This is a genomic window from Geodermatophilus sp. SYSU D00766 (assembly GCF_054049915.1).
Genome location: NZ_JBJGYI010000009.1, coordinates 95,266 through 119,076, shown reverse-complemented (window position 1 = coordinate 119,076; position 23,811 = coordinate 95,266). Strand labels below are relative to the sequence as shown.

The window sequence follows — 23,811 nt, the reverse complement described above, 5'->3', positions numbered from 1 at the left end:
GGGAGGCACGCGGTGGGTGTAGCTCAGCTGGTAGAGCACCAGGTTGTGATCCTGGGTGTCGCGGGTTCGAGCCCCGTCACTCACCCGAGAGAAGGCCCTGGTCAGGCGACTGACCAGGGCCTTCTGCGTTCCCCGGGCCCCGCCGCAGGCCGGCGAGCAGGACGGCGGCCGCCCCGGTCACGGCCGCGGCGACGTAGGGCTCCTGCGGGTCGAACGCCGTGGCGCCGGGGATGCGCGCCGCCGCCTGGGACGCGAGGGCGAGCACGTAGTCGACCTGGACGACCGCGCTGGCGACGAGCAGCACGGTCCCGAGCACGTAGCCCCACGGCTGCCGCCGCCAGAGCAGCACGGCCGCGGCGGCGTAGCCGGGCACGAGCGTGGTCAGGTCCATCGCGTAGCCCAGGTGACCGATCGGTGCGGGCTGGAGCAGCAGTCCCTCCTCCGGCGCGGCGCCGGTCACCGCGAACCGCAGCGAGTACCAGGTCCACATGCCGCCGAGCGACGCGGCCAGCAACCCGAGGACGGCGCTGACCGGGCGGACCGGCGTCCGCGGCCGGATCCGGTCGGCGATCGAGGCCACGTCGAGGGACCGCAGCAGCAGCACCAGCGCGACGGCGGCCAGCACGAACAGCGCGACGTGGACGAGGAACAGCGCGTTGAACGCGGCACCGAAGACCAGGTAGGCGTAGGTGTAGACGAGCTGGGCCAGCAGGCCCGCCCACAGGAGGTCCGCCCGGAGCGACCCCCGCCGGGCGCGGACCAGCGCGCCGGTCAGCAGTGGCGTGGTGACGGTCAACGACCCGAGGTCGTAGGCGCGGAAGGTGGCCGCGTTGGCCGGCGCGTCGCGGTACAGCCCCCGCCGGGCCAGTCCGGCCGCCGAGGACGCCGACACCAGCCCGGCGACGGCGACCGACAGCCGCCGGGCGAGGCGACGTCGGCGAGCCCGCGCCGTGCCGGTGGGCGACTCCACCGCGGTCGCACCGTCCGCCGGTCCGGCCGGCACCCCCGCCCGTCGCCCACCGTCCGGAGGGCGGCGCAGCCGACGGACCAGCCCCGCCACCCGGGTCAGCGACGCCCGCAGCACACCGCGCAGCGACGTGGCGCGGGCCCGGGCCACGGATCGGAGCCCCTGCGCCGGCCCGGTCGTGCCCATGTCGTCCTCCTCGAGCCCTGGTGTGGGCGAACGGGTCGAGGCCCGCCGGCTCCCAGTGCAGCGCGCCCGGTGCAGGGGGCCGGAGTGCCGGACGTCCCGCCGGCCAGGGACGCACCGCCCGGCCGGTCACCGCCGGCGCGGGACCCCGGCCCGCTGCGGCAGGGCCTGCGACCCTGCCCGGGCGAGAGCCCCGGCACGACCCTGGACGGAGGGGAGCCGGCCGGGCGCCGGCCCTCGTCCCGAGGAGGCCGTCATGACGTCCACCAGGAGCGCCGGCGGGGGCGCCGGCACGGGGCAGCAACGCTCGCGTCGAGCGCGCCGCTGGAGCGACCTGACCCCGCGTCAGCGGGGCCTGGTGCTGGCCCTCGGATCGGTCCAGGCGTCGCTGGCCGTCAGCGCCTGGGTCGACCTCGCGCGCCGGCGCCCCGACCAGGTCCACGGCCGGAAGGCGGTCTGGGCGGCGGTCATCGCCGTCAACTGGGTCGGTCCGCTCGCCTGGTTCCGGTGGGGCCGGCGCCCCTGAGCCGTCTCCCGCACGAGGCGGCGACCTCCGGCCCCGCGGCGGGGGGACGTCCGGCCCTCACCGCTGCTGCGCGGCGGGAGGGAGCGTCGGGGCATGGACGAGTTCTCCTCCCGGGCCGCGGCCCGTCCGGCCACCCGAGCTCCCGCGGACCGGCGCGCGGCCGCGAGCCGCCGGGGACTGCCGCCCGCGGCGGACCGGCCGGCGGCCTGGCAGGTCGTCCGCGGGTGCGGCTCCGTGGCGGCCCGGTCCGCCGACGGCGGGGTGGCCGAGGCGGTCGTGCACGACGACGAGGACGTCGTGCGCGTCGAGGTGCACGCCTCCCGGCCGCTGCCCGCCCCGACGGCGGCCGCGCTGGTCACCGAGCTGTTCGCCGAGCCGGCGTTCCACCCGGCCCGCCGCGTGCTGGCCGCGCTCCCGGCCGCGCACCACGAGGTCGTGACCGAGGTCCGTCGTCGCCTCGCCGTCGTCGACGCGCACGTCGCCGGCGCCACCTGCCTGATGCGCGGCCGGGTGCGCTGACCCGGCGCGACCGCGCCGGTGCAGGGGTCGCCGCCGGCGACCCCACCGCGACGCGTCGTCGCCCGGTAGGCTCCCCCCGTCCGTCGCCAGGGGGGCGCTGATCGAAGGACCAGGTGACGTGGTGAGCCAGCCCGCCGCGACCCGGATGACGTCGGCGTGGCTGACCGCCGCGCTCGACCGGTCGCCCAGCGGCGTGGCCGCCCTCGACGTCGACTGGACGTTCGTCTACGCCAACCCGGCCGTGGCGCGGCTGCTCGGGCGGCCCGGCGGTGTCCTGACCGGGTCGAACCTGTGGATCGCCCTGCCCGAGCTGGCCGGCACGCCGCTGCACGGTGTCCTCGTCCACGCGCGCACCGCCGGCGCCCCCGCCACGTGGTGCGGCCGGTACGCGCCGGCGGGCGGCTGGCTGTCGGTGACCGCCGAGCCCGTCGGAGACCTGCTGCAGGTGCACGTCCAGGAGGTCGCCGGTCCTCACGCGCCGGAGCCGGGGTCCGCGGATCCCGGTGCTCCCGACGCCGACCGCGAGCGGCTGCGCTTCCTCGCCGAGGTCTCCGAGGCGATGATCAACAACCTCGACGTCCACGAGTCCGCCGCGCAGCTCGCCGAGGTGGTCCTGCCACGGCTGGCCGACTGCGCTGTGGTCGCGCTCATCGGCGAGGACCGCAGCCGCGCCGGGGAGGCCTGGGCCCACCGCGACGCGGCCCGGCGCCCCGACCTCGACGCCTACATGCGCGGCCGACTCCGCGGCACGGGCGACGACGAGGCGATGGTCGCCGCCCTGCTGTCCGGCGAACCGGTCCAGCTCACCGCGATCGACCAGCAGCAGGTGGCCCCCTCCCTGCCGACGCCACAGGTGCGGGCGGCCTGGGAGCGGCTGGACCTCACCTCGTGCACGATCGTGCCGCTGCGCGCCCGCGGGGACACCTTCGGCGTGCTGGCACTGCTCAACGCCGGGGACCGCCTGCCGCACACCGAGCTCGAGATCGCCACCGCCGTGGAGGTGGCCCGCCGCGGCGCGCTCGCCCTGGACAACGCCCGCCTCTACGGGCGCCAGCACCGGGTCGCCGAGACGCTGCAGCGCAGCCTGCTCACCCCGGCGCCGCAGCCGGACCGGCTGCAGATCGCCGTCCGGTACCGGCCGGCCACCAGCCACGCGCTCGTCGGCGGTGACTTCTACGACGCCTTCGTGCTCCCCGACGGCGCCACCGTGCTGGTCATCGGGGACGTCGTCGGGCACAGCGTCGAGGCCGCCGCCGCCATGTCCCAGCTGCGCAGCACCGTCCGCGCCCTGGCCTACGACCGTCCCGACAGCCCCGCCCAGACCCTCACCCGGACCGACCGGGCGCTCTGCGGGCTGCGCTTCGGCACGCTGGCGACCGCGCTGCTCGCCCGCGTCGAGCAGCCGCCGGGGCCCGCGCTCGACGAGCGGCGCACGCTGCGCTGGTCCTCCGCCGGGCACCCGCCGCCGCTGCTGGTCCAGCCCGACGGCGCGGTGCGGCTGCTCGACTGCCCGCCCGAGCGGCTCCTCGGCACCGACGACCCCGGCCCGCGGACCGACCACACCGCCGTCCTGCTGCCCGGAGCCACCCTGCTGCTGGTCACCGACGGGCTCGTCGAGCACGGGCGCACCGGCATCGACGAGGGCCTCGTCCGGCTGGCCTCCGGCCTCGCCCGGCTGCGCGGCCTGCCGCTCGAGGAGCTGTGCGACCGGCTGCTCGACCACGTCCTCACCGGTCGTGCCGACGACGACATCGCCCTGCTCGCCGTCCGCTGCGGCACCCCGGACGCGTAGCCGCGGGACCCGCTCAGCCGAGGAACGGCAGCAGCACCTCGAGCAGCCCGGCGGGGTTCTCCTCCGGCACCCAGTGACCGGCCCGCGGCACCGTGACCGCGCGGACGTCGTCGGCCACCTCCCGGACCATCGCCTCGTTGACCTCGGCGAACAGGTTGGCCTCCCCGGCGACGGCCAGGACGGGCACCGCGATCCTGCCGCCCGAGGCCAGCGCGGCGCGGTTGTCCCGGTCGTCCTGCGCGAACGCCCGGTAGAGCTCGAACCCCGCCCGCATCGCGCCGGGCTGCCGGAAGTCGGCCGCGTAGCGGTCGAGGTCCTCCGGGGTCAGGGCACAGGGGTCGTGGGCGGCGCCGTCGAAGAAGAAGCGCAGGTACTCCCGCTCCCGTCCCGCGGTCAGGAACTCCGGCAGGTCCCGGGTGGCGTGGAAGGCGTAGTGCCAGTGCCGGGGGCTGCTGCTGAGCCGCTCGTGGACGTCGGTGCCGGGCAGGGTGGCCTCCATGAGCACCAGCCGGCCGGCGTCGCCGCGGAAGCGCAGCCCGTGGGCCAGCGCCACCATCGCGCCGACGTCGTGCCCCACGACCACGACCTCGCCGTCGACGCCGAGGTGCTCGCGCACCAGCGCGTGCACGTCGCCGGCCAGCGTCCACGTGTCGTAGCCCCCCGCCGGCCGCGACGACGCGCCGGCACCGCGCAGGTCCACGGCCACGACCCGGTGGCCCTCGGCGGCGATCGGGCCGACGACCCGCCGCCAGCACCACCAGGACTGCGGGTAGCCGTGCACGAGCACCACCACCCGCCCGCCCGGCGCGGCCACCCCCGCCGACACGTGGTGGATCCGCACGCCGGGCGCCACCTCGGCCGTCCCGTGCGTGACCTCCGGGAACCCGCCGCCGCTCACGCGCGGTCCCCCCTCCCCGTCCCGCGGACGGTGTCGGTGCCGGCCGGCCGGCCGGCCGCGCGGGCGCCAGGAGGGACGGGGGTCGTCGAGGAACACCGCGGCGGTCCGCCACGGTGGCGAGCCCGGGGGCGCGACGAGCGTGACCTTCCCGTCGGCGGAGGGCAGCGAGAGCAGGTACGGCTCCGGGTCGACCGGGCCGGCCGCCGCCTCCGCACGGGGCGGCGCGGCCAGCAGCCAGTGCGCCGTCCGGGCCAGCGACAGCGCACCGTGCCAGCCGCCGCCCTCCGCCCGCTGCCGCGCCAGCGCGGCGAGCACCGTGGCGGCGGCCAGGTGACCGGTGGCGTGGTCGAGCGCCTGGGCCGGCAGCACGCCGGGCTCGTCGGCCGTCCCGCAGACCCGCGCGATGCCCGTGGCCGCCTGCACCAGCGAGTCGAAGCCACGCCGGCCGCCCCACGGTCCGGCCGTCCCCCACGCCGACAGGCTCACCATGACCAGCTGCGGGTGCCGCTCGGCCAGCGCCGCGGGGTCGAGCCCGAAGCGGGCCAAGGCTCCGGGCCGGTAGCCCTGGACGACGACGTCGGCGGTGGCCAGCAGGTCCTCGACGGTGCGCCGCCCGGCCGCGGTCGCCAGGTCCAGCCGCACGTGCCTCTTGCCGGGTCCGGTGTCCACGAGCTGGCCGGCGTCGTCCGGCAGGTGCGGGCTGTCGACCCGCAGCACGTCCGCGCCGTGCGAGGCGAGCGTGCGCGTGGCGACCGGACCGGCGATCACGCGGGTGAGGTCGAGGACCCGCAGTCCGGCGAGGGACGGCTGCCGGACCGGACCGGCCGCGGTGCGGCGCAGGTCCACCAGCGGGACGGCGGCCACCGCCCGGCCCGGCTCCGACGCCGCCCACCGCTCCGCCGGACGGACGGCGGCCGCCGCACCCCCGGCCGCGACGACCGCCGTCTCCAGCTCCTCCGCCCGCCACCGCAGCGCCGTCTCCGCGACGTCCTCCCCCAGCACCCGCAGCGCCGCCGCCCGGTGGGCGGGGACGTTGCCGTGCAGCCGCAGCCAGCCGTCGGCGGTGCGCCAGAAGCGCGACAGCGGCGCGAAGCCCGGCGCCACCCGGCGGCCGGCCACGCGGGCGTGGCGCTCGCTGCGGAAGGCCAGGCCGACGGCGGCGGCGTCCACCTCGAGCGGACCCGTGACCGGGTCGAGCAGCCGGGCGGCCGCCAGCTGCGCGGCCACGGCGCCGACCGCCAGGTCCGGCACCGGCAGCGGCCCGGACAGCCCGGTGGCGCCGGTGACGGCCACCACGGGCAGCGGAGCGGCGGTGAGCAGCGGCCACACCTCGGCCAGCAGGGGGACGACGTCCGGGGCGCTCACGGTCGGATCGTAGGAACGCAGCGCCGGTCGGAGCACCGCGCACGGCGCCCCCGCCGGAGCCCGCTCGTCAGCCGGTCCGGCCGCGGCGCGACGGGGCCTCCGGAGGAGGGAGGAGGCCCCGGCTGCTCCGGACCCCGTCCCTCTACCCGCCGGACGCGTCCTGCACCACACCGCCGCCGTTCCGGATTGACCCGGGACGCCGCTGGGCACCGGCGTGGGGCGGTCACGGGTGAGCAGCCACCCCGGGCCGCCCCTCCATCCCGAGAGATCCCGATGACGTCTGTCCCCACCCGGGCCGCGGCTCCCGCCGTCCCCCTGTCCGACCGGACCCTCGCCGACCTCCCGCCCGAGGTCTCCGTCCCCTCCTACGACCGGGCCGCGCTGCGTCCCGGGATCGTGCACATCGGCGTCGGCGGCTTCCACCGCGCCCACCAGGCCGTCTACCTCGACGAGCTCGCCCGCCGGGGCGAGACCGGCTGGGGCGTGGTCGGGGTCGGCCTGCACAGCCGCGAGATCGGCGAGGTCCTCGCCGGCCAGGACCGGCTCTGGACCGTGGTCGAGCGGGCCGCCGACGGCGACCGCGCCACCGTCGTCGGCGCGCTGACCCGCTACCTGTACGCCCCCGACGACCCGGAGGCGGTGCTCGCGGCGCTCGCCGACGAGCGCACCCGCCTGGTGACGCTGACGATCACCGGCACCGGCTACCGCATCGACGCGCACACCGGCGAGTTCGACGCCGACGACCCCCACGTCGCCCGCGACCTGGAGGACCCCGGCACTCCCGAGACGGTCTTCGGCTACCTCGTGGAGGCGCTGTCCCGCCGCCGCGAGGCCGGCCGGCCGCCGTTCACCGTGCTGTCCTGCGACAACATGCAGTCCAACGGCGCGGCGGCGCGCACCGCGGTGGTGTCCTTCGCCCGCCTGCGCGACGAGGACCTCGCCGACTGGATCGACGCGCACGTCGCCTTCCCCAGCAGCATGGTCGACCGCATCACGCCGAACACCACCCGCGAGGACCGGGACGCGATCGCCGCGGAGACCGGCGTCGACGACCGGTGGCCGGTGGTCACCGAGCCGTTCCGCCAGTGGGTCGTCGAGGACTCCTTCTGCAACGGGCGGCCCCCGCTGGAGGAGGTCGGCGTCCAGCTCGTCGAGGACGTCTCACCCTACGAGACCGTCAAGACGCGGCTGCTCAACGCCGGGCACAGCGCCATCGCCTACCTGGGCTACCTCGCCGGCCTGCGGACGACGGCGGACGTGATGGCCGACCCGGTGTTCCGCACGTTCCTCACCCGCCTCATGGCCGAGGAGATCGCGCCGCACCTGCCCGAGGTCCCCGGCGTCGACCTCGACGAGTACCAGGCCACGCTGCTCGACCGGCTGGCCAACCCCCGGATGGCCGACCAGCTGGCGCGGCTGTCCCGGCGGGGCTCGTCCAAGATCCCGAACTACCTGCTGCCCTCGGTGCGGGCGGCGATGGAGGCGGGCACGCCGCACCAGCTGCTGTGCGTCGCCGTGGCCGGCTGGCTGCGGTTCCTCCGCGGGCACGACTACGCCGGCGAGGAGGTGCCGATCCAGGGCCCGCGCACCGACCTCGTGCCGGTCGCGCAGGAGGCCGGCAGCGACGCGGCACCCCTGCTGTCGGAGGAGTCGGTCTTCGACCACGTCGGCCGCGACCCCCGCTTCGCCGAGTGCGTCCAGCGGGCGCTGTCGGGCTTGGAGCGGCAGGGCCCGCGCGAGGTCGTCGAGGAGTTCCTGGCCGCGGGTGGGGACGCGTGAGCGGCACCGCCCTCGACCCGGCCGCGGTGACCACGCTGCTGTGCGACGCCGACGGCACGCTGTTCCCCTCCGAGGAGCCGGCGTACGCGGCGTCCGCCGACGTCACGAACCGGTTCCTCGCCGGGCTGGGGGCCGGCCGGGTTTTCTCCCCGGACGAGCTGCAGCGCATGACCAACGGCAAGAACTTCCGGGCCGCCGCCGCCGAGCTCGCCGCCGGCCACGGCCGCGAGCTCACCCGCGCCGACCTCGAGGACTGGGTGGCCGAGGAGAAGGACGTCGTCACCGCGCACCTGCGCACCGTCCTGCGCCCCGACCCCGCCGTGCGGGAACCGCTGGAGCGCCTGGCCGGCCGGTTCGCGCTGGCGGCGGTGACCTCCAGCGCGTCCTCGCGGCTGGCCGCCTGCCTGCAGGTCACGGGCCTCGACCCGCTGTTCCACCCGGGCCGCCGGTTCAGCGCCGAGGACTCGCTGACCGAGCCGACCAGCAAGCCCGACCCGGCCGTGTACGTGTACGCCGGCGCCACCATCGGGGTCGGCCCGGCCGAGGCGGTCGCCGTGGAGGACTCGGTGAACGGCGCCCGCTCGGCGGTCGCCGCCGGGTTCCCGACGATCGGGCTGCTGCAGTTCGTGCCCGAGGCCGACCGGCACGACCGCACCGGGGCGCTGCGCGAGGCCGGGGTCGCCGCGGTCGCCGGGTCGTGGTCGGAGGTGGAGCAGCTGCTGCGCTGAGACGTGACCTGGGTCGCATCTCGCGGCCGGGTGTGTTCCGATGCCCGCGGGGATCGGACGAGCACACCGGGAGCGCACGTGGACCCGAGCCAGGGCACCGTCGCGGTCGTCGGGGCCGGCACCATCGGGCTCTCGTGGGCGGCGCTGTTCGCCGCCCACGGCCGCACCGTCCGCGTGCAGGACCCGCGGCCCGACGTCGGTCCCGAGGTGGCGGCGGCGGTGCGCCACCACACGCGGCTGCAGCCGCAGGCCGGGGACCCCGACGAGCTGCTGACCCGCATCGAGGTGGTCGGCGACGTCGAGGCCGCCGTCAGCGGCGCCGGCGTCGTCCAGGAGAACGCCCCCGAGCGGCTGCCGCTCAAGCAGGAGCTCCTCGCCCGGATCGAGGCCGCCGCACCGGAGCGGGCGCTGATCGCCTCGTCGACGTCGGCGCTCATGCCCAGCGACCTGGCGCGGGAGATGCGCACCCCGGAGCGGCTGGTGGTCGGCCACCCGTTCAACCCGCCGGAGGTGCTGCCGCTGGTCGAGGTGGTGCCCGGCGAGCGGACTGCGCCGTGGGCGGTGGAGGCGGCGGTCGCGTTCTACCGCTCGGTCGGCCGCAAACCGGTGGTCCTGCACCGGGAGATCGGTGGCTTCGTCGCCAACCGGCTCCAGTCCACCCTGTTCCGCGAGTGCGTGTGGCTGGTGTCCCAGGGCGTGGTCAGCGCCGCCGAGCTCGACGAGATCGTCACCGAGTCCATCGGCGTCCGGTGGGCGACGGCCGGCCCGTTCGAGAGCTTCCACCTCGGCGGCGGGCCGGGCGGCATGCGGCACTTCCTCGAGCACCTGGGCCCGGGCATGGCCCGGCGCTGGAAGGTCGTCGAGCAGCCCGAGCTCGACGAGGCGACCGTCGAGCTGGTCAGCGGCCAGGTGGAGGAGCGCTTCACCGGGCGGACCTACGAGCAGCTGACCGAGGCCCGCGACCGCGCCCAGCTGGCGGTCATCCGGGCGCGGGACGCCGCGCGCGACGGGGAGGGCTGATGGACGCCGACGAGGTCCGCCGGCAGTCGACGACGCCGCTCGGCGCGCCCGCCTACCCGGCCGGGCGCTACCGGTTCACCGGCCGCGAGTACCTCAACATCCTGTACCGGACCGACGCCGAGGCGATGCGGCGCGTGGTGCCCGAACCGCTCACGGTCGGTGACCCGCTGGTCAAGTTCGAGGTCATGCGGATGCCCGACGTCACCGGCCTGGGGTCGTTCACCGAGTCCGGTCAGGTGCTGCAGGTCCAGTACGAGGGCGAGAGCGCCGACTACCTGCACGCCATGTACGTCGACAGCCTGGCCTCGATCGCCAGCGGCCGGGAGATCAGCGCGTTCCCCAAGAAGTCGGGGACGCCGCGCCTCTACGTCGACTCCGACACCCTCGTCGGCACGCTGGACTACGGGACGCTGCGGGTGGCCACCGCGACCATGGGCTACAAGCACGCGCCGATGAGCGACGAGGACGCGATCGCCGAGATCGGCCGGCCCACCTTCGGCCTGAAGGTGCTCCCGGGCTACGACCGGCGGCCGCGGATCCTGGAGCTGGTGCGCAGCCAGATCACCGACATCACCGTCCGCGGGGCCTGGACCGGCCCGGCGCGGCTGCAGCTGTTCGAGCACGCGCTCGCGCCGCTCGCCGACCTGCCCGTGCGCGAGGTCGTCTCGGCCAGCCACCTGCTCACCGACCTCACCCTGGGCCGGGCGAGCCCGGTCTTCGACTACCTGCAGGACTGAAGGGGGAGCAGGCCGTGACCGCACCGCTGGCGGGCGTGCGCGTGGTCGAGGTGGCCAACTGGATGGCCGCTCCGGGTGCCGCCGCGTTGATGGCCGACATGGGTGCCGACGTCGTCAAGGTCGAGCCGCTGCGCGGCGACGCCATGCGCGGGGCCACCCGGCAGCCGCAGGTCCCCGAGGGGCAGGACCCGGTCGACGCCGCCTTCGAGATGGACAACCGCGGCAAGCGCAGCATCGCCGTCGCCGTCAACGAGGCGCGCGGCGCCGACCTGGTGCGCCGGCTGGCCGCCGGCGCCGACGTCTTCCTCTGCAACCTGCTGCCGGCCCGGCAGACGCGCTTCGGCCTGGACGCGGCGACCCTGCACGGGCTCAACCCGCGGCTGGTGCACGCCACCCTCACCGGTTACGGCCCCGCCGGACCCGACGCGACCCGCCCCGGCTACGACCTCACCGCCTTCTTCGGCCGAGGCGCCGTCCTCGACGCGATGAGCGAGCCGGCCAACCCCGCCCCGCCGCGGCTCCGCCCGGCCCAGGGCGACCACGTCGCCGCGCTGGCCCTCTTCGGCGGCGTGCTCGCCGCGCTGCGCGTGGTCGAGGCCACCGGGGAGGGGCAGGTGGTCGACGTCAGCCTGCTCGCGTCGGCCGCGTGGACGATGTCCAGCGACCTGTCGGCCACCCTCGTCGACGGGATCACGCCCACGCCGCAGGGCCGCATCGCCCGGCCGCACGCCCTGCACGGCGGGTTCCGCTGCGCCGACCGCCGCTGGATCCTGCTGTTCATGCCCGAGCCGCACTGGTGGCCGCCGTTCTGCGAGGCGGTGGGCCACCCGGAGTGGGTCGAGGACGAGCGCTTCGCGACCCGCGGCGCCCGTGCGGCCCACATGCCGGAGCTGACCCGGCTGATGGACGAGGCCTTCGCCACCCGCCCGCTGTCGGAGTGGGGCGCGACCTTCGACGAGCGGAGCTTCATCTGGGGACCGGCGTCCACCGTCGCGGAGTTCGCCGCCGACGAGCAGGCCGCCGCCGACGGGCTGTTCCCCGAGGTCGACGACGGCTCGGGACGCCGGTTCCGCACCGTCCGCGCGCCGCTTCGGCTCCGGGGCGCCGACGTCGGGCCGCGCGGGCGCGCGCCGCGGGTCGGTGAGCACACCGCCGCCGTCCTCACCGGTCTCGGCGTCGCGGCGGACGACCTCGCCGCCCTCGTGCGTGACGGCGTCGTCTCGGGGCCCGTGGCCTGAGGGCCGGGTGGTGCCGGTGGGGCGGCCGTGACCGGCGGTGGCGGACACGCGGCGGCCGGTGCTCGTCCGAGCCCCGCACGCCTCGGACGCTGACGCCATGACCACGACCGCCTACTCCTACGGGACAGCCCACGCCGTCGTGATGGTGGGCTCGGTCGGCTCGCCCGACGGGCTCCAGCCGCGGCAGATCGGGCCGGCGCACGCCACCATCGGCCGGGTGCAGGGCCGCAGCCGCAAGTCGCTGTGCGGCTCCTACGTCGCCGTCGACGACGAGACGGTCTGGCCGCCGGAGGGCTACGAGGACTCCCAGCTGTGCCCGGAGTGCGCCGAGCTCGCCCGCCTCTGACCCGCCGCTCAGCCCCCCGCCACCGAGGGCAGCACCTCGACGACGGCGCCGTCGCGCACCGTGGTGTGCACGCCCGCGGCGAAGCGCACGTCGTCGCCGTCGACGTAGACGTTGACGAACCGGCGCAGCGCCCCGGACTCGTCGCGGATGCGCCGCTCGAGGACGGGGTGCTCGGCGGCCAGCGCGTCGAGCAGGCCGGCCACCGTCGCCGGCGGCGGGTCGACCTCCAGCCGCCGCCGGCCGCCGGCGAGGTCGGCGAGCACGCCCGGCAGCAGCACCTCGACGCTCACGGCAGCCGGGCCGCGCGCACGCACAGCACGTCGGGCAGGTGGGCGGCGACCCGGGTGAACGACTCCCCCTCGTCGGCGCTGGCGTAGACGCAGCCGTCGCGGGTGCCCACGTACACCCCGGTGGGCTCGGCCTCGTCGACGCAGACGGCGTCGCGCAGCACCGCCGTCCAGCAGCCGTCGGGCAGCCCGGCGCCGAGCTCGGTCCAGCTCGCCCCGCCGTCGCGGGTGCGGTGGACCCGCAGCCGGCCGCCCGGTGGCGTCCGGTCGGCGTCGGCGACCAGCGGGACGACCCAGGCGGTGCCCGGGGTCCGCGGGGAGGCGGCCACCGGGAAGCCGAAGTCGGCGGGCAGCCCGTCGGCGATCGAGGTCCAGGTGCCGCCGGCGTCGTCGGTGCGGAAGACGCCGAAGTGGTTCTGCGCGTACAGCCGGTCGGGGTCCCCGGCGTCGACGGCGACCTTGTGCACGCACTGGCCGTACTCCGGCGGCGGGCCGGGGAGGAACGAGGTGGTGATGCCGGAGTTGCGCGGTTGCCACGTCGAGCCGCCGTCGTCGCTGACGTAGACGCCGCCGGTGCTCATCGCCACCACGACGCGGTCGCCGGTCGGGTGCGGCAGCACGGTGTGCACGGCGCCGCCCCCGCCGCCGGGTTCCCAGGTGGGCCGGTGCGGGTGGTCCCACAGCCCGCGGACCAGCGCGAAGCAGCGGCCGCCGTCGTCGCTGCGCCACAGCGAGTGCGGCTCGCAGCCGGCCCAGACGACGCCGGGCCGCGCGGCGGCGTCGGGGCGCAGCTGCCACACGCGGGCCAGCGCGGCGCCGGTGTCGACGGGGAAGGCGATCGCGCCCTCCGGCGTCTCGTGCCAGCTGCCGCCGAGGTCGTCGGACCAGGTGACCGTGGGACCCCAGTGCCCGTACTGGACGCCGGCCAGCACGCGCGGCACCGCCTCCCGGGTGTCGACGGCGACCGCGGCGACCTCCTGGGCCACCAGGTGCGGCCCGTCCAGGCGCCAGGTGCGGCGGTCGTCGTCGCTGCGGGCCAGCCACAGCCCCTTGCGCGTGCCGATGGCGATCAGGTCGGCCACGGCGTCCTCCGGTGTCCGGGGGCCCGGCCGGCCCCGCCCACCAGGACCGACCGCGGCGGCGCCCGGAACTGAGCGGTGCCCCGCTCAGCGGCGGGTGGCGCCCCCGGGGCCGTCGCCGGAGACCCCGGCGTGGCCGTCACGGTCGGCCAGGCCGGGCGCGAGCTTCTCGGCCTCGGCCCGCAGCTTCTCGGCGGCCGACGCGTGCTCCTTCGCCGACGCCGCCCGCTGGCGGGCCTCCTGCTCGGCCAGGCGGGTGCGCTCCTCGACCTCGGCGCGCTCGCGGCGGGCCCGCGCCGCCTGCTCCTCGGCCAGCGCCTGCTCCTTCTCCGCCTGCGCCCCGCGCAGCCGTGCCTCCTCCAGCCGCTCGCGCGCCTCCAGGCGCTGCTGCTCCCGGCGCCGGGCGCCGGCCACCCGGCTGCGCTTGGCCAGGGCCAGCGCGACCAGCGCCAGCACCACCACCGCGACGACGACGATGAGGACGATCACCCAGGTGTCCACGACGCATCTCCCTCCCGAAGACAGCCGGGAAGTGCCCTGGTCAGGCGGTCAGGAAACGGAGATCACGACAGTGCGCTGCCGGCCCGCCACTGGTCCCAGGGGACGGTCCAGTCGTCGATGTCGGAGGCCAGCGTGCCGGCGCCGGAGTTGACGATCTCGACGACGTCGCCCGGCTGGGAGAAGTCGAAGAACCAGCGGGCGTTCTCCGTCGAGAGGTTGATGCAGCCGTGGGAGACGTTCTCCCGGCCCTGCTGCGCCACCGACCACGGGGCGCCGTGGACGAACTCCCCGCTGTCGGACAGCCGCACGGCCCACTGCACCGGGGTGCGGTAGCCGCCGGGGCTGTCGACCGGCACGCCGTAGGTGCTGGAGTCCATGATCCGCTCGGCGTTGAGCTCGGTGACCACGTGCGGCCCGTTGTAGCTCGGGTTGTCCGGGCTGCCGGCGCTCATCGGGAAGTCCTGGACCAGCCGGTCGCCGTCGAAGACCTGCAGCCGGTGGGTGGCGGCGTCGGCGATCGAGACGTGCTTCGCGCCGACGTGGAAGGAGACCGTGCGGTCCTTCTCGCCCCACACGCCGCCGCCGAGGGGGACCCCCTGGAGGTCGGCCTCCAGGGTCACGTCGGTCTCGGCCGGCCAGTACTGCGAGGGCCGGAAGTGCACCTCGGTGTCGCTGATCCAGCTCCACACGCCGTCGGTCGGGGTCGAGCTGGTGACCAGCAGGCGGCTCTCGACCGCGGCCTTGTCGGTGACCGGCTGCTCGAAGTAGACGCGGATCGGCATGCCGACGCCGACGGTCTGGCCGTCCAGCGGGCCGATCGCGGGCGTGGCCAGTGCGTCCGGGACGGCGGTGGTGAAGGTGCTGGTGGCCTCGGCGCGCTCGTCGTCGGCGTTGGTGGCGGCGGCGGTCAGGGTGTAGGTGCTGCCGTAGTCCAGCGCCCCGTCGGCCGTCCACACCTCGGTGCCCTCGGTGGCGCCGTCGGCGACCTGCCCGGGGACCTCGGTGCCGGCGTCGTCGGTCACCGTCACGTCACCCAGCTCGCCGTCGGTGACGGAGATCTCCAGCGGGAGTCCCGGGGCGACGTCGACGGCGCCGTCGGCGGGCGCCAGCTGCAGCTGGGGAGGGGGTGCGTCGGCGGCCGTGGTGGCCGACGCCGACGTCGAGGACGAGGAGGCCGAGGCCGCGGAGGACCCCTGGCCGTTCCCCGCGGTGCACCCGCTGAGCAGGGCCAGGGCCCCCGCCGTGACCAGCGCCGCTGTCCGTCGCACGCTCGCTGCCCGCCCTTCGTCCGACCGCCCGCGCCCGGCCGGGCGCGAGTGCAACCCGTCCAGTGTCCACGTCCAGGGCGGACGACGGCCGTCTCCGCGTCCCGCCCCCGGCGGCGACCGCCTGCCGGGCGCTGGTATCGTCGTCGCTCGGAACCCGGTCACCCGGGCGACACGCGCCATTAGCTCAATTGGCAGAGCAGCTGACTCTTAATCAGCGGGTTCGGGGTTCGAGTCCCTGATGGCGCACAGCACACGGAGCGGTTCCTCCCCGGTGGGAGGGACCGCTCCCGTCGTCTCGGTGCCTGTGTTCACGGTGGCGCCCCTTCGAGCAGGAGCTCCTGGCGGGTGGTGAGCGGGGCCAGCGCCGCGTCGAGGGCGCGGTAGTCCTCGCCCCACCGCGCGAGGAACGCCGCCCACGCCGTCGCGTCGCGCCAGCGGTCGACGGTGAGGAAGCGGGTCCCGCCGTCGGCGCCGCGGAAGAGCTCCGTGCCGGCGAAGCCCGCGGCCCGGGCGAACAGCCGCGCCCAGTCGCCGTCGGCCCCGTAGGCGGCGACGAACCGGCCGACCGCTCCCGGCGGGACCTCGTAGGCCCAGATCCGCAGGTACACGGGCGGGGTCAGCCGAGCGCGAGCCCGTGCTCGGCGAGGGCCTCGTCGAGGATCCGCAGCGCCCTCGGACCCACGCCGTGCAGCGCGGCCAGCGTGGTGCGCGGGACCCCGGCCAGCTGCCCCAGGCCGGTGTACCCGGCGCCGTGCAGCGCGCGGGTGGCCGGGGCGCCGATGCGGGGCAGCTCGTCGAGCGGGGTCACGGTCGGGGACGGTAGCCCGGAGCGTGTGCGCCGGCGCCGCGTCCGCGCCCCGGGAACGCGGCCTGCGTGCACACGTTCAGCCGCGGACGGCGCGCACCACCCTCCGGGCGCCGAGCACCGCGGCGCCGACGCCGGCGAGCCACGGCCCCACGACCACCACCGGGTCGAGCAGCTGGTGGCGGGCGTCGCTGCGGCCCCGCCGCGACCGCAGCCCGCCGCGGGTGAACTCGCTCCGCAGGCCCGTGGCGGGCACGTCGGGACGCAGGGTCGCGAACGACCGCAGGTGGTGCTCCCACGCGTCGACCCGGTCGCCGGCGATCAGCAGCAGCCAGTGCGCGAGCCGGCCCTCGCTGAACCGGGTGTAGGCGTACCGGCGGATCGCCCCCGACAGGCCGCGCAGCGGCTGGGCGGTGCCGAACACCGGCGTGACGAAGGCGTGCTCGATCGAGCGCTCGCGCCCCTCCCCGCCCGGCTGCCGCTCCGGGAAGTCCCAGTGGGCGCCGGTGTCGGCCGGGTACTGCAGCTTCGGGTGCGAGGGCCGGTCGGCCGGGTCGAGGTCGGCGCCCCAGCCGGGGATGCGGGCGCGCAGCTCCTCCCGGCTGGGCGGTGGGGTGCGCTTGTCCCGGACGTAGGCACTCGGGATGGCACTCGGGACGTCGGGCTCGGTCACGGTTGCTCCTCAGGCCGCGTCGGGCACGATCACCGGCTTGATGCAGCCGTCGAGCTTGCTGGAGAACACGTGGTAGGCCTCCGCGATCTCCTCCAGCGGGAAGCGGTGGGTGACCACCGCGCGCGGGGTCAGGTGGCCGTTGCGGACGTGCTCGAACATCCGCGGCCACTGCCGCTTGACCGGCGTCTGGTTCATCCGCAGGGTCAGGCCCTTGTTCAGCGCGTCGCCGAACTTCACCGCGTTGGGGATCGGCCCGTAGGCGCCGACGACGGCGACCGTGCCGCCCTTGCGCACGCCGTCGATGGCCCAGTTCAGCGCCACCGGCGACCCGCCCTGCAGCTTGAGCTTCGTCCCGGTGACGTGCTGCAGGAGGTTGCCGTCGGCCTCCGCGCCGACCGCCTCGATGACGACGTCGGCGCCCAGGTGGTCGGTCTGCTCCTTCAGCTCGACGACGACGTCGTCGACCTCGTCGTAGTCCAGCGTCTCGGCGTGGGCCATGGTCCGCGCCTTCTCCAGCCGCTCCCGCAGGTGGTCGACCACGATCACCCGGCCGGCGCCCATCAGCCACGCCGACTGCGCGGCGACCAGGCCGACCGGTCCGGCACCGAGGACGACGACCGTGTCCCCCTCGGCGATCTCGCCGAGCTGCGCGCCGAAGTAGCCGGTCGCGGCGGCGTCGGTCATCACGACGGCGTCCTCGTCGTGCATCCAGTCGGGGATCCGCACCGGGCCGACGTCGGCGAACGGCACCCGCACGAACTGCGACTGGCCGCCGTCGTAGCCGCCGGTGGTGTGCGAGTAGCCGTAGATGCCGCCGACGGCGGTGGCGTTGGGGTTGACGTTGTGGCAGTTGGAGTACAGCCCGCGGGCGCAGAACCAGCACGACCCGCAGAAGACGTTGAACGGCACCATCACGCGGTCGCCGACGGCCAGGTCCTGCACCGACGGGCCGACCTGCTCCACGACGCCGATGAACTCGTGGCCGAAGGTGTGGCCGATCCGGGTGTCCGGCATGAGGCCGTGGTAGAGGTGCAGGTCGGAGCCGCAGATGGCCGCCAGCGTCACCCGGACGATCGCGTCGTTCGGGTGCTCGATCGCCGGCACGTCCTTGTCCTCGACCCGGACCTTGTACGGCCCGCGGTAGACCATCGCCCGCACGCGACCTCCCTGGCTCGACGGGGACCGGCGCTGACCGCCGGTCCTCCCGCCGTGCCCGGCGCCCCCGCGCCGGAAACCGGGCGGGGTCAGTCGGCCGTCGCGCTCAGATCGCCGGGCAGGTCGCCCTCGACGGCCGGTCGCCGGCCGGCGGCCAGGCCGGTGACCTCGGCGAGCAGCCGCCGCAGGACGGGCACCGCCTCGCCGAGCTCCTCCTCCATCCGGGCCAGGATCCCGCCGGCGTCGGCGGCGAGGACGCGCCCGCTGCCGGTCAGCCGCACCAGCCGGCCGCGCCGCCGGGCGGGGTCGGTCACCGTCTCCACCAGCCCGAGCCGCACGAGGCCGGCCACGAGGTCCTGCTGGGCCTGCCGGGTGGTGCCCAGTCGCCGCGCCAGCTCGGCCGGCGCGGTGCCCTGCGGGTCGAGGTAGGCGAAGACCAGCGACTGCGCGCCGCTCAGCCGCGGCCACCCGCGGGCGGCGAGCTCCTCCCGCAGCGCGGCGTCGAACGCCCGGCCGGCCTGCAGCAGCAGGTGGGCCAGCGGCAGCTCTCCCCGCCGTTGCACGGTTGTCAGGTTACCTGACACCATCGGGTCGGGGGAACCGGTACGGGAGGGAGAGCGACGTGGACCTGGTGGTGTTCGGGGCCGCCGGCGGTGTGGGCCGGCACGCGGTGCGGCTGGCGGCCGAGCGCGGCCACGCGGTGGTGGCGGTGGCGCGCAGCGCGGCAGGGCACGCGGGCGTGACGGAGCGCCCCGGGGACGTCCGCGACCCCGCCCTGGTGGCCAAGGCGGTCGAGGGTGCCGACGCCGTCCTGTGGTGCGTCGGCGTCACCAGGGGCTCGGGCGGGGACGTGGGCCGTGCGGTGCTGCCCGGGCTGGTGGCCGCGATGGACGCGGCCGGGGCGCGCCGGTTCGTCGGGGTCTCCGGCGCCGGGGCCGACCTGCCCGGTGACCGCAAGGGCCGCGGCGCCCGGTTCGTCTCCGCCCTCACCCACCGGCTGGCCCGCGACCTGGTGGAGGACAAGGAGGGCGAGTACGAGGTCCTCGCCGGCTCCCGGCTGGAGTGGACGCAGGTCCGCCCGCCGCGGCTCGCCGACCGGCCCGGGACCGGCCGCTACCGCCTCACCTCCGAGGCGCCCGGGCTGCGCGCGGCACCGGTGACCAAGGCCGACGTCGCCCTCGCCATGGTCGAGCTGGCCGAGGGGCGCGAGTGGCTGTCGGCGGCGCCGTTCGTCGTGGCGGCCGACGCGTGAGCGTCCTCGTCGCCGGGGCCACCGGCACGGTCGGCAGCGAGGTCGTCCGCCGGCTGGCCGCGCTCGACGCCGACGTGCGCGCCGGCGCCCGCGACCCGGGCCGGGCGGCCGCGGGGCTGCCGGCCGGGGTGCCCGCCGTCCGGCTCGACCTCGAGGACGCCGCGAGCTGGCCGGCCGCGCTCGACGGCGTCGACGCGCTGTTCCTGCTGCGCCCGCCCGACGTCGCCCGGGCCGAGCGGCTGCAGCCCTTCCTCGACGCCGTCGTCGCCGCCGGGGTGCGGCGGGTGGTCCTGCTCTCGGTGCAGGCCGCCGGGCGCAACCCGCTGCTGCCGCACCGGGCGCTGGAGAGCGGGTGGAGGCCACGGGCCTGGCCTGGACCCACCTGCGGCCGGCGAACTTCCACCAGAACCTGCTCACGGTGCACCGGGAGGAGATCCGCGACTGGTCGCGGATCTCGGTGCCGGCGGGCAACGGGCGCACCGCGCACGTCGACGTCCGCGACCTCGCCGAGGTGGCCGCGACGGCGCTGACGCAGCCGGGGCACGAGGGCCGCGCCTACGAGCTGACCGCCCGCGAGGCGCCGACGTTCGCCGAGATCGCGGCCACCCTGTCGGCGGTGCTGGGCCGCCCGGTGGTCTACCCGCACCCCGGGGTGTTCGCCTTCACCCGCGAGAAGCGGCGCGAGGGCGTGCCGCCCGGGTTGATCCTGGTCATGACCCTGCTGTTCACCACCACCCGGCTGGGCCTGGCCGCGCGCACCACCGACGACCTCGCCCGCCTGCTCGGGCGCGAGCCCACGACCCTGCGGCGGTTCGTCGAGGAGCACGCCGACGCCTGGCGGCCGGAAACCGCTTGAGCCCCTCCCCAGCATGGGAGGCGTGACCACTCCCCCCGTGCTCGAGCCGGTGCACCGTCCGGAGGACGGCGAGCTCGTCGGCCACCTGACCGCCGCGCCGTGCGACGGCGGGTGGCTGGCGCACGCCGTCCCCGGCACGCCGCTGCGGACCTTCCCCACCCGCGAGGAGGCGCTGTCCTTCCTCCGCGGTCGCGGGCTGGCGCTGCTCGCCGGGCGCTGGGAGTACCGCCCGGCCGACGGCGGCGAGCCGCGCACCGCCTGGCTGGTGGAGGCCCGCCCGGGCGCCGTCGTCGTCCGGTTCGGGTACGACCCCGCGTCGGTGACGCTGACCGGCGCGGAGCTCGAGCGGCTGACCCCGGCATAGCGGCCGACCGGGCGGCGTTCCGCGGGTGTGAGCACCCCCCGGGACGTCGACGTCGTGGTGGTCGGCGCGGGCCAGGCCGGCCTGTCCGCCGCGTACCACCTGGTCCGCCAGGGGTTCGCGCCCGGCAGCGGCTTCGTCGTCCTCGACGGCGACGCCGCGCCGGGCGGGGCCTGGCAGCACCGCTGGCCGTCGCTGACGCTGGCCACCACGCACCGCGTGCACGAGCTGCCCGGGCTGCCGTTCGCGCCGGCCTCCGACGACCTGCCCGCCGCCGAGGCGGTACCGGCCTACTTCGCCGAGTACGAGCGGCGCTTCGCCCTGCCCGTGCGGCGGCCGGTGCGGGTGTCCGCGGTGCGCCGCGACGGCGACGGGCGGTTCCTCGTCGAGTCCGACGCCGGCGTGTGGCGGGCCCGCGGCGTCGTCAACGCCACCGGCACCTGGACCCGCCCCTTCGTGCCCCACTACCCCGGCCAGGAGACCTTCCGCGGCCGTCAGCTGCACACCGCCGACTACCGGGGGGCCGCGGAGTTCGCCGGGCTGTCGGTCGTGGTCGTCGGCGGCGGCGCGTCGGCGGTGCAGCTGCTCGGGGAGATCGCCCCGGTCGCCCGCACCACCTGGGTGACCCGCCGTCCCTCGGTCTGGCGCGAGGGTCCCTTCGGTGAGGAGCAGGGCCGCGCGGCGGTGGCGCGGGTGGCCGAGGCCGTCCGCGCCGGCCGGATGCCCGGCAGCGTCGTCGGGGTGACCGGGCTGGTGGTCACCCCCTGGGTGCGCCGCGCCCTGGACGACGGCGTCCTCACCCGGCTGCCGGTGTTCGACCGGATGACCCCCGACGGCGTGGCCTGGGACGACGGCCGCTCGGTCGACGCCGACGTGGTCCTGTGGGCCACCGGGTTCCGCGCCGCGGTCGGCCACCTCGCCCCGCTGCGGCTGCGCACCCGCGACGGCGTCATCCCGGTCGAGGGCACCTCCGCCGTCGCCGAGCCGCGCCTGCAGCTGGTCGGCTACGGCCCGAGCGCCAGCACGATCGGCGCCAACCGCGCCGGGCGCAGCGCCGCGGTCACGCTGCGCCGGCTGCTGGCCGCCGGCGACGCTGCCGACGACCTGCCTCGCACCGCCTGACGTCCCGGGGTCGCCCCCCACCGCGCCGTCGGGGGCGGATCAGGGTCGGGTCGGGGGAAGGCCCGGATGTGCCGGGCAGCCCCGGAGCGGGAGCGTTCCGGTCCATGACCTCCTCGCCCTCCCCCACGCCGGCGGTGACCCCGTGATCGTCGCCAGCCGGCTGACCAAGCGCTACGGCGAGCGGCTCGCCGTCGACTCCGTCTCCTTCACCGTCCGGCCCGGCCGGGTGACCGGCTTCCTCGGCCCCAACGGCGCCGGCAAGTCCACGACGATGCGGATGGTCATCGGCCTGGACCGGCCCACCTCCGGCACCGTCACCGTCGACGGCGCCCGCTACGCCGACTCCCCCGCCCCGCTGCGCGCCGTCGGCGCCCTGCTCGAGGCCCGCGCCCTTCACCCGGGCCGCACCGCCCGGGCCCACCTGCGCTGGATGGCCGCCAGCAACGCCATCCCCCGCGCCCGGGTCGAGGAGGTGCTCGGGCTGGTGGGGCTGGAGGCGGTCGCCGACCAGCGGGTGGGCCGGTTCTCCCTCGGCATGGGCCAGCGGCTGGGCATCGCCGCCGCCCTGCTCGGCGACCCGCCGGTGGTCGTGCTCGACGAGCCGGTCAACGGCCTGGACCCCGAGGGCATCCGCTGGGTGCGCACCCTGGCCCGCGACCTCGCCGCCGAGGGCCGCACGGTGCTCGTCTCCAGCCACCTCATGGCCGAGATGGCGCTGACCGCCGACCACCTCGTCGTCATCGGCCGCGGCCGGGTGCTGGCCGACTGCTCCACGTCCGAGTTCATCGCCGAGCACGCCGCCTCCTTCGTCCGGGTCCGCACCCCGCAGCCGGCGCAGCTCGCCGAGCTGCTGCGCCGGTCCGGCGCCGACGTCACCCGCGACGGCGACGAGCTGCGGGTGCAGGGCGCCGACACCGCCACCACCGGCGAGCTCGCCGCGGGCGCCGGCGTCGTGCTGCACGAGCTCGGCCTCGTCACCTCCTCGCTGGAGGAGGCCTTCATGACCCTGACCGCCGGCAGCGTCGAGTACGCCGCCGCCCGCCCCGCCGAGGTGACCCGGTGACCGCTCCCGTCCTGACCCCGCCCCGCCCCGCGACCGCACCTCCCGGCGGCGCCGGGCTGCCCCGCGCCGTCCGCGCCGAGTGGATCAAGCTGTGGTCGGTGCGCTCCACCGGGTGGTCGGTGGCCGCGATGGTGGCGCTAGGCGCCGGGCTCACCACGCTGGTGTGCGCGCTGGTCGCCCGCGACCTCGCCGACGGGCAGACCGGCGAGCCGGTCGGCGCCTTCATCACCTGGGGCCTGGTCTTCGCGCAGGTGACCGCGGTGGTCCTCGGCGCGCTCACGGTGACCAGCGAGTACGGCACCGGGATGATCCGCGCGACGCTGGCCGCCACCCCCCGCCGCGGCACCGTGCTGGCGGCCAAGGCGCTGGTGCTCACCGCCACGCTGTTCGTCGCCGGCGTCGTCACGGCGTTCCTCGGCTGGCTCGGCGGCAACGCCTTCCTGTCCGCGGAGGGCATCGGCATCGGCCTCGGCGACGACGGGATGGTGCGCTCGCTGCTGGGCAGCGGCCTCTACATGGCCGGGCTCGGGCTGTTCGCCATGGCCGCCGGGCTGCTGCTGCGCTCGACCGCCGCCGTCGTGTCGGTGGTGCTGGCGCTGGTCTTCCTCGTCGGCAACCTGGTGATGCTGCTGCCGGGTGCGCTCGGCGAGTGGCTGACCAAGCTCATGCCGGGCAACGCCGGCTCGCGGATCGCCGCGCCGGAGACGTTCAACCCGCTGCTGCTCGAGCCGTGGACCGGGTTCGCCGTGTTCGCCGCGGAGGTCGCCGTGCTGCTCGCCGTCGCCGCGGTCGTCTTCACCCACCGCGACGCCTGACGAAGGCGGCATTGGAAGCTATCCCCACGTCCTGGGCGCCAGGACGTGGGGATAGCTTCCAATGCCTCGTCCGGGGCTGCCGACCGGCTCCGGCCGGGGGGCGGGCACAGTGGAGGGGTGACCTCCCCCGACCCCGCCACCCTGGGCCGCGAGCGCGCCGACCTGCTGCTGAGCCGCCTCGAGGCCGGTGACGGACCCGGCGCCGACGCCGTCCTCGCCGACGTCGACGAGGTGCGCGCCCTCGTCTACGTCGGCGCCGCGCTCACCGCGGTCGCCCGCACCGAGGCCCGGGCCCTGCCGCCGGCCCAGCGGGCGCAGGCCAACACCCGGCAGCTGCACCTGGGCACCGTCCGCGACGCCGCCCGCGACGACCCCGCCGCGCTGCGGACGTGGCTGCGCCGCTCCGGGGAGGAGATCCTGCTGCTGCGCTCGCTGCGCGCCGCCGCCGACCGCGTCGCCGGCTGAGCCGGCGACGC

General features: G+C 76.8%; 27 protein-coding genes, 2 tRNA genes and 1 pseudogene. 19 read left to right on the top strand and 11 right to left on the bottom strand.

Features of this window, described 5'->3' with window-relative positions; genetic code table 11:
* Positions 1-12: 12 nt before the first annotated feature.
* Positions 13-85, top strand: a tRNA-His gene (locus tag ACI8AD_RS10135).
* Here ACI8AD_RS10135 and ACI8AD_RS10130 read toward each other — a convergent pair.
* Positions 77-1,153 carry a hypothetical protein gene (locus ACI8AD_RS10130; RefSeq protein WP_456870402.1) on the bottom strand — a complete coding sequence of 359 codons (1,077 nt, stop codon included), beginning with the start codon at positions 1,151-1,153 and terminating at the stop codon, positions 77-79. The genes ACI8AD_RS10135 and ACI8AD_RS10130 overlap by 9 nt on opposite strands.
* A 253-nt stretch (positions 1,154-1,406) precedes the next feature.
* On the opposite strand from ACI8AD_RS10130, the gene ACI8AD_RS10125 reads away from it, so the two are divergent.
* From ACI8AD_RS10125 to ACI8AD_RS10115, 3 genes are all read left to right on the top strand, one after another.
* Complete coding sequence (locus ACI8AD_RS10125; protein WP_456870401.1) at positions 1,407-1,676, top strand: PLD nuclease N-terminal domain-containing protein; 270 nt, start codon at positions 1,407-1,409, stop codon at positions 1,674-1,676.
* A gap of 93 nt (positions 1,677-1,769) precedes the next feature.
* Positions 1,770-2,195 carry a hypothetical protein gene (locus ACI8AD_RS10120; RefSeq protein WP_456870400.1) on the top strand — a complete coding sequence of 142 codons (426 nt, stop codon included), beginning with the start codon at positions 1,770-1,772 and terminating at the stop codon, positions 2,193-2,195.
* 121 nt (positions 2,196-2,316) lie between these two features.
* Entirely contained in the window at positions 2,317-3,987 is a 1,671-nt protein-coding gene (locus tag ACI8AD_RS10115; RefSeq protein ID WP_456870399.1) for a SpoIIE family protein phosphatase, read from the top strand.
* 13 nt (positions 3,988-4,000) lie between these two features.
* On the opposite strand, the gene ACI8AD_RS10110 is transcribed toward ACI8AD_RS10115, so the two are convergent.
* Positions 4,001-6,250: an alpha/beta fold hydrolase gene (locus ACI8AD_RS10110; RefSeq protein WP_456870398.1), complete on the bottom strand. Its 2,250-nt coding sequence runs from the start codon at positions 6,248-6,250 to the stop codon at positions 4,001-4,003.
* Positions 6,251-6,523: 273 nt separating this feature from the next.
* Here ACI8AD_RS10110 and ACI8AD_RS10105 point away from each other — a divergent pair, with 273 nt between their 5' ends.
* The 6 genes from ACI8AD_RS10105 to ACI8AD_RS10080 all read left to right on the top strand — a co-directional run bounded on the left by ACI8AD_RS10105 (position 6,524) and on the right by ACI8AD_RS10080 (position 12,098).
* A complete protein-coding gene (locus ACI8AD_RS10105) occupies positions 6,524-8,029 on the top strand; it encodes a mannitol dehydrogenase family protein (RefSeq protein ID WP_456870397.1) in 1,506 nt (501 codons plus the stop codon).
* Positions 8,026-8,757: an HAD family hydrolase gene (locus ACI8AD_RS10100; protein WP_456870396.1), complete on the top strand. Its 732-nt coding sequence runs from the start codon at positions 8,026-8,028 to the stop codon at positions 8,755-8,757. Before ACI8AD_RS10105 ends, ACI8AD_RS10100 begins: the two co-directional genes overlap by 4 nt.
* 78 nt (positions 8,758-8,835) lie before the next feature.
* Positions 8,836-9,777 (top strand): 3-hydroxyacyl-CoA dehydrogenase NAD-binding domain-containing protein, encoded by a 942-nt coding sequence (locus ACI8AD_RS10095; RefSeq protein ID WP_456870395.1) that lies wholly within the window; start codon positions 8,836-8,838, stop codon positions 9,775-9,777.
* On the top strand, positions 9,777-10,514 hold the full coding sequence (locus tag ACI8AD_RS10090; RefSeq protein ID WP_456870394.1) for an acetoacetate decarboxylase: 738 nt from the start codon (positions 9,777-9,779) through the stop codon (positions 10,512-10,514). The genes ACI8AD_RS10095 and ACI8AD_RS10090 overlap by 1 nt, the downstream gene beginning before the upstream one ends.
* Positions 10,515-10,528: 14 nt before the next feature.
* Positions 10,529-11,752: a CaiB/BaiF CoA transferase family protein gene (locus tag ACI8AD_RS10085; protein ID WP_456870393.1), complete on the top strand. Its 1,224-nt coding sequence runs from the start codon at positions 10,529-10,531 to the stop codon at positions 11,750-11,752.
* A gap of 97 nt (positions 11,753-11,849) precedes the next feature.
* On the top strand, positions 11,850-12,098 hold the full coding sequence (locus ACI8AD_RS10080) for a hypothetical protein (protein WP_456870392.1): 249 nt from the start codon (positions 11,850-11,852) through the stop codon (positions 12,096-12,098).
* 8 nt (positions 12,099-12,106) lie between these two features.
* Here ACI8AD_RS10080 and ACI8AD_RS10075 read toward each other — a convergent pair whose 3' ends face one another.
* From ACI8AD_RS10075 to ACI8AD_RS10060, 4 genes are all read right to left on the bottom strand, one after another.
* Positions 12,107-12,388, bottom strand: a complete 282-nt coding sequence (locus ACI8AD_RS10075) for a ubiquitin-like small modifier protein 1 (RefSeq protein ID WP_456870391.1) — start codon at positions 12,386-12,388, stop codon at positions 12,107-12,109.
* Entirely contained in the window at positions 12,385-13,467 is a 1,083-nt protein-coding gene (locus ACI8AD_RS10070) for a WD40/YVTN/BNR-like repeat-containing protein (RefSeq protein WP_456870390.1), read from the bottom strand. The genes ACI8AD_RS10075 and ACI8AD_RS10070 overlap by 4 nt, the downstream gene beginning before the upstream one ends.
* Before the next feature lie 84 nt (positions 13,468-13,551).
* Complete coding sequence (locus ACI8AD_RS10065; protein WP_456870389.1) at positions 13,552-13,965, bottom strand: hypothetical protein; 414 nt, start codon at positions 13,963-13,965, stop codon at positions 13,552-13,554.
* Positions 13,966-14,027: 62 nt separating this feature from the next.
* Positions 14,028-15,233, bottom strand: a complete 1,206-nt coding sequence (locus ACI8AD_RS10060; protein WP_456870388.1) for a L,D-transpeptidase — start codon at positions 15,231-15,233, stop codon at positions 14,028-14,030.
* A 173-nt stretch (positions 15,234-15,406) separates the two neighbouring features.
* On the opposite strand from ACI8AD_RS10060, the gene ACI8AD_RS10055 reads away from it, so the two are divergent.
* Positions 15,407-15,479: transfer RNA gene (locus tag ACI8AD_RS10055), tRNA-Lys, on the top strand.
* 62 nt (positions 15,480-15,541) lie between these two features.
* Here ACI8AD_RS10055 and ACI8AD_RS10050 read toward each other — a convergent pair.
* The 5 genes from ACI8AD_RS10050 to ACI8AD_RS10030 all read right to left on the bottom strand — a co-directional run bounded on the left by ACI8AD_RS10050 (position 15,542) and on the right by ACI8AD_RS10030 (position 18,429).
* Positions 15,542-15,841, bottom strand: a complete 300-nt coding sequence (locus ACI8AD_RS10050) for an antibiotic biosynthesis monooxygenase family protein (protein ID WP_456870387.1) — start codon at positions 15,839-15,841, stop codon at positions 15,542-15,544.
* Positions 15,842-15,849: 8 nt separating this feature from the next.
* Entirely contained in the window at positions 15,850-16,041 is a 192-nt protein-coding gene (locus tag ACI8AD_RS10045) for a DNA-binding protein (RefSeq protein ID WP_456870386.1), read from the bottom strand.
* A 76-nt stretch (positions 16,042-16,117) separates the two neighbouring features.
* On the bottom strand, positions 16,118-16,711 hold the full coding sequence (locus ACI8AD_RS10040) for a hypothetical protein (protein WP_456870385.1): 594 nt from the start codon (positions 16,709-16,711) through the stop codon (positions 16,118-16,120).
* Positions 16,712-16,720: 9 nt separating this feature from the next.
* Positions 16,721-17,860, bottom strand: coding sequence for a zinc-dependent alcohol dehydrogenase (locus ACI8AD_RS10035; RefSeq protein WP_456870415.1), 1,140 nt, complete (start codon positions 17,858-17,860; stop codon positions 16,721-16,723).
* Positions 17,861-17,955: 95 nt separating this feature from the next.
* Positions 17,956-18,429 carry a MarR family winged helix-turn-helix transcriptional regulator gene (locus ACI8AD_RS10030; protein WP_456870384.1) on the bottom strand — a complete coding sequence of 158 codons (474 nt, stop codon included), beginning with the start codon at positions 18,427-18,429 and terminating at the stop codon, positions 17,956-17,958.
* A 59-nt stretch (positions 18,430-18,488) separates the two neighbouring features.
* Here ACI8AD_RS10030 and ACI8AD_RS10025 point away from each other — a divergent pair, with 59 nt between their 5' ends.
* The 8 genes and pseudogenes from ACI8AD_RS10025 to ACI8AD_RS09990 all read left to right on the top strand — a co-directional run bounded on the left by ACI8AD_RS10025 (position 18,489) and on the right by ACI8AD_RS09990 (position 23,800).
* Positions 18,489-19,118 (top strand): NAD(P)-dependent oxidoreductase, encoded by a 630-nt coding sequence (locus tag ACI8AD_RS10025; protein ID WP_456870383.1) that lies wholly within the window; start codon positions 18,489-18,491, stop codon positions 19,116-19,118.
* A pseudogene (locus ACI8AD_RS10020) lies at positions 19,076-19,423 on the top strand (SDR family oxidoreductase); the annotation flags it as partial. The gene ACI8AD_RS10025 and the pseudogene ACI8AD_RS10020, both read left to right, overlap by 43 nt.
* A 47-nt stretch (positions 19,424-19,470) precedes the next feature.
* Positions 19,471-19,974 (top strand): hypothetical protein, encoded by a 504-nt coding sequence (locus ACI8AD_RS10015; protein ID WP_456870416.1) that lies wholly within the window; start codon positions 19,471-19,473, stop codon positions 19,972-19,974.
* A 22-nt stretch (positions 19,975-19,996) separates the two neighbouring features.
* On the top strand, positions 19,997-20,338 hold the full coding sequence (locus tag ACI8AD_RS10010; RefSeq protein WP_456870382.1) for a hypothetical protein: 342 nt from the start codon (positions 19,997-19,999) through the stop codon (positions 20,336-20,338).
* Positions 20,339-20,365: 27 nt separating this feature from the next.
* Positions 20,366-21,457, top strand: a complete 1,092-nt coding sequence (locus ACI8AD_RS10005; protein ID WP_456870381.1) for an NAD(P)-binding domain-containing protein — start codon at positions 20,366-20,368, stop codon at positions 21,455-21,457.
* A gap of 142 nt (positions 21,458-21,599) precedes the next feature.
* Positions 21,600-22,520: an ABC transporter ATP-binding protein gene (locus tag ACI8AD_RS10000; protein ID WP_456870380.1), complete on the top strand. Its 921-nt coding sequence runs from the start codon at positions 21,600-21,602 to the stop codon at positions 22,518-22,520.
* Complete coding sequence (locus ACI8AD_RS09995) at positions 22,517-23,335, top strand: ABC transporter permease (protein WP_456870379.1); 819 nt, start codon at positions 22,517-22,519, stop codon at positions 23,333-23,335. The genes ACI8AD_RS10000 and ACI8AD_RS09995 overlap by 4 nt, the downstream gene beginning before the upstream one ends.
* A gap of 117 nt (positions 23,336-23,452) precedes the next feature.
* Positions 23,453-23,800: a hypothetical protein gene (locus tag ACI8AD_RS09990; RefSeq protein WP_456870378.1), complete on the top strand. Its 348-nt coding sequence runs from the start codon at positions 23,453-23,455 to the stop codon at positions 23,798-23,800.
* The last annotated feature ends 11 nt before the right edge of the window (positions 23,801-23,811 follow it).

Bases quoted from the DNA above. Each gene is read 5' to 3' on its own strand.
- ACI8AD_RS10130 (WP_456870402.1), bottom strand. From the start codon at position 1,153: ATGGGCACGACCGGGCCGGCGCAGGGGCTCCGATCCGTGGCCCGGGCC.
- ACI8AD_RS10125 (WP_456870401.1), top strand. From the start codon at position 1,407: ATGACGTCCACCAGGAGCGCCGGCGGGGGCGCCGGCACGGGGCAGCAA.
- ACI8AD_RS10120 (WP_456870400.1), top strand. From the start codon at position 1,770: ATGGACGAGTTCTCCTCCCGGGCCGCGGCCCGTCCGGCCACCCGAGCT.
- ACI8AD_RS10105 (WP_456870397.1), top strand. From the start codon at position 6,524: ATGACGTCTGTCCCCACCCGGGCCGCGGCTCCCGCCGTCCCCCTGTCC.
- ACI8AD_RS10090 (WP_456870394.1), top strand. From the start codon at position 9,777: ATGGACGCCGACGAGGTCCGCCGGCAGTCGACGACGCCGCTCGGCGCG.
- ACI8AD_RS10080 (WP_456870392.1), top strand. From the start codon at position 11,850: ATGACCACGACCGCCTACTCCTACGGGACAGCCCACGCCGTCGTGATG.
- ACI8AD_RS10035 (WP_456870415.1), bottom strand. From the start codon at position 17,860: ATGGTCTACCGCGGGCCGTACAAGGTCCGGGTCGAGGACAAGGACGTG.